7 protein-coding genes are annotated in these 3,025 nt (G+C 39.9%); all 7 read right to left on the reverse strand.

Annotated features, from left to right (window positions below):
- Positions 1-72 precede the first annotated feature (72 nt).
- A complete protein-coding gene (locus AB685_RS29570; RefSeq protein ID WP_047974190.1) occupies positions 73-642 on the reverse strand; it encodes a major tail protein in 570 nt (189 codons plus the stop codon).
- 3 nt (positions 643-645) lie between these two features.
- Complete coding sequence (locus AB685_RS29575; protein ID WP_047974191.1) at positions 646-981, reverse strand: hypothetical protein; 336 nt, start codon at positions 979-981, stop codon at positions 646-648.
- A complete protein-coding gene (locus AB685_RS29580) occupies positions 978-1,358 on the reverse strand; it encodes an HK97-gp10 family putative phage morphogenesis protein (RefSeq protein WP_047974192.1) in 381 nt (126 codons plus the stop codon). The genes AB685_RS29575 and AB685_RS29580 overlap by 4 nt, the downstream gene beginning before the upstream one ends.
- Positions 1,358-1,690: a phage head closure protein gene (locus tag AB685_RS29585; RefSeq protein WP_047974193.1), complete on the reverse strand. Its 333-nt coding sequence runs from the start codon at positions 1,688-1,690 to the stop codon at positions 1,358-1,360. The genes AB685_RS29580 and AB685_RS29585 overlap by 1 nt, the downstream gene beginning before the upstream one ends.
- A complete protein-coding gene (locus AB685_RS29590; RefSeq protein ID WP_047974194.1) occupies positions 1,690-1,980 on the reverse strand; it encodes a head-tail connector protein in 291 nt (96 codons plus the stop codon). The genes AB685_RS29585 and AB685_RS29590 overlap by 1 nt, the downstream gene beginning before the upstream one ends.
- A 26-nt stretch (positions 1,981-2,006) precedes the next feature.
- Complete coding sequence (locus AB685_RS29595) at positions 2,007-2,345, reverse strand: hypothetical protein (RefSeq protein ID WP_047974195.1); 339 nt, start codon at positions 2,343-2,345, stop codon at positions 2,007-2,009.
- An 11-nt stretch (positions 2,346-2,356) separates the two neighbouring features.
- On the reverse strand, positions 2,357-3,025 hold a 669-nt coding region (locus AB685_RS29600; protein ID WP_047974196.1), incomplete at its 5' end, for a phage major capsid protein.

Here is a 3,025-nt window from a genome sequence, read left to right on the forward strand (position 1 = left end):
TGAATAAACTTCATCTTTTACTGTAGTTTTTCCGTTTACCTCTTCAATCTTTTTAAGAACTAGATTCATACTTTAAGCCTCCTGCGTTTCTTCGTAGACATCTTTAAACCAATTATCTGTGATAGCTTCATCTACACCGTCACCATCTTCATCAACTTGAGCACCAACTTTGTTATCTGATTGACGTCGTAAGAAGCGTCCGTTAATCGATGGTGTTTGGAAGGCTGGTGTTTCTTGTTTGGTTTCATAATTGGATTCTGGTGGAGTAAATTTTCCTTTATACAACACAACATAGCGGTATGCCCCGTTTGCTTTTTCAGCTCTAAACATTAACGCAACGTACGGTGGGCGATCATCTTCACTATCAATTAATACACCGTCACTGTTAATTTTCTTCCCTAATAGATAAGCTTGAACTTCAGGAGACAAATCATCCGTGTTAAGCGTCACATTTGTAATACCTCGGGATTCAGCGGTTTCTGCCACACCGTCATMTGCTCWTAAATCCGCTGTATTAAATTGCGGTTGYACATTAGCTGTAATCGCCTTTCCTGCTCGCATAGGATCGTCGTAGGTTGTTCCTTCATCACCATCAGTTAAAATCTTTGCAGCGTAAACATCACGTAAACCAATTGTAGCCATTCTCTATTCCTCCGTTTCGGAAATAAAATAAAAACGAAGCACTTTGTGAAAGAGCTTCGTATCATTCTCATACATTTCTGTTTCAGCATTTTTCTTAAAGCCTGCTTGTTTCATTTTTTGCTTAACTTGATTGACCAAGTTTAGATAGTTGCCAGGAGAGTAAACATCCACTTGAATATAGTAAACGGTTGATACTTCTTCATCATCAGCTTCTAATAAAGCTCCTTGATCATATTCAAAAAAGGTGATGTACGTTTGATCACTACCTGTGTAGTTTAAAAAACTAACTGGAACACCGACATCTCCTAGTGTGGAAAGGATAAGACTATTTATATTCATAAGCCCCATCCTAGAGCTTGTCTCATCTTAGTTGCCATAGCCTGATTGATCTTCACACGACTGCGATTAAAAGCGGGGCCCATGAATGGACGAGCTGGCATTTTGGATGTGCCGTTTTCATGCATGTGACCATAATAAGCTTTCCCCTGATTATCGACATACACAAACACATCATCTTTATCTACATCTGATATCTCAATGTGGTTATAAAGGTTACTCGATCGACGCTTTWAAACTTTAGCTGCTATTGCTTTTGTTTCTTCTTGCATAACCTCTGCGCCGGCTTTCAGTGCCAACTCCTTGGTTTTCTCTGCCTCTTTCGCATTAGTTTCAAGCGATCTCATCAGCTCTTCTAAACCCTCCATCTCAAAGATCATCAACTCACCGCCTTTAAAATAACCGTCATAGAAGTGTTCAGACCGTCATCATTTTCGATGGACTCAACAGTATGTGGAATACCCTTCCACAATACTGTGAGGTTTCTAGGTCTCACTCCGTCCATCAATTTGGACTGATACCGGATTGTAAAAACTCGGTTATGCTCCATGTTTGACTGTGYAGCCGTATAAAAGGTCTTTCCCTTTAAGGTCTTTAGCTTTCCTCGTGCAACAGTGTATGTGGATGGTTCATGAATTGGAAAACCATCGTCGTCCGTTTCACCGCTAGGCACTTGAAAGGTCAGCTGTTGCCTCAAGTCACCTGGATTCATTAAGCATCACCGCCATAGCAATACTTCAATTGACGGACGATGCTGTCTAAGGAATAGGGAATTTCATAAGAAGCATTACCAATCCGAAAGGATTCTCGGTTGTCATACCAATGTTGGACCAACATCGCGCATGCTTGGTCATACTGTTTCATCATGTCCACATTCGTTTCATCAATGGGCCCGACTTGGTTTTTTAAATAAATTTTCGCCCGATCGTAAAAGGCTAGTATTTCTTGATCATCATCCTCAAAGTCAATGCGGATATATTTTTTTAATTCTTCTAGTTCCATCTATATCACCTCAAAAAAGAGGACGATTATTCGCCCTCTCCGTCTGGTGGTTCACTTGATTTGCCGATCTCTATCATTGATTCAAAATATTCAATGACGCCTTTTCGATTTTTTGATTGCTTCTCTTGGTCTAGTAATTCTTCAAAAGCATCAACAGAAAAGCCCTCTGTTTTTGCCTTTACTTCTGCTATACTGCCGTTTAGATGTTCATCGTGGGCATTTGTTGCTTCCTTCTCGGTTTCACCTAACCAACCGAAACTTTGTAGCTCTTCAATCCGTTCTTTAGATCCTTCGTACAGAGTTCCAAAATTATGAGCTTTCTTAGTGAATTTATCACGGAAACGTTTAATTACTCTAGCTTTCATCAGCTATCACCTTACCCTTCTGGAATTGTTTCAGGTTGGTTTGTAATATCAATCTCACCATATACAATTGCTTCTTCATCCCATTTCGTAACATCTTCAYGTTCAATCACTCGGAATTCAGTTGTGTTTGTTCTCCATGCCTGGCCGCCTTCTTTTGTCATGTCTAGCAACATTTGTTGACGGTCCCAATAGACGACTGCCTCTTTAAGATCACCGATAATGAATGGTGCCTTACCGTTTTGAGAAGGTTTCGTTTTATTAGATAGCACAACGATTCGACGACCAAAAAGTAGTTTACGAGTCGCATCCTGCGGATCCGGTTGTAGAAGTGGACGTCCATTTCCATCGTATAGCTGATCGAGGTAGTTAAACCCGTCCTGGTTTGTAATGATGATAGCTGCTTCAGCAAAGGCAGGATCAAGAGTTACATTCAAAGTAGTTTTAATTCCTTTGTAATTTTCTAAATCTACTTTGTTGAATGAATTTAATACCTGAAGAATCAAGTGGTTTCCAGTAGCACGTGACTTCTTAGCAATCCATTTCACTAAATATGATGTTAATGATTGATCTGTATCGGCAAGCACAGTGTTGGCAACTGGTAAGAAACCTGCATAATCCTCAATTGCATAATTCAATCGATCAAACTTTGGAGATGCAATCTCTTGCATAGCATTAGGATC

It is taken from the genome of Bacillus sp. LL01 (genome assembly GCF_001037965.1).

Excerpts from the sequence above, each read along its gene's own strand:
- AB685_RS29575 (WP_047974191.1), bottom strand. The coding sequence starts at position 981 with ATGAATATAAATAGTCTTATCCTTTCCACACTAGGAGATGTCGGTGTT.
- AB685_RS29595 (WP_047974195.1), bottom strand. The coding sequence starts at position 2,345 with ATGAAAGCTAGAGTAATTAAACGTTTCCGTGATAAATTCACTAAGAAA.
- AB685_RS29590 (WP_047974194.1), bottom strand. The coding sequence starts at position 1,980 with ATGGAACTAGAAGAATTAAAAAAATATATCCGCATTGACTTTGAGGAT.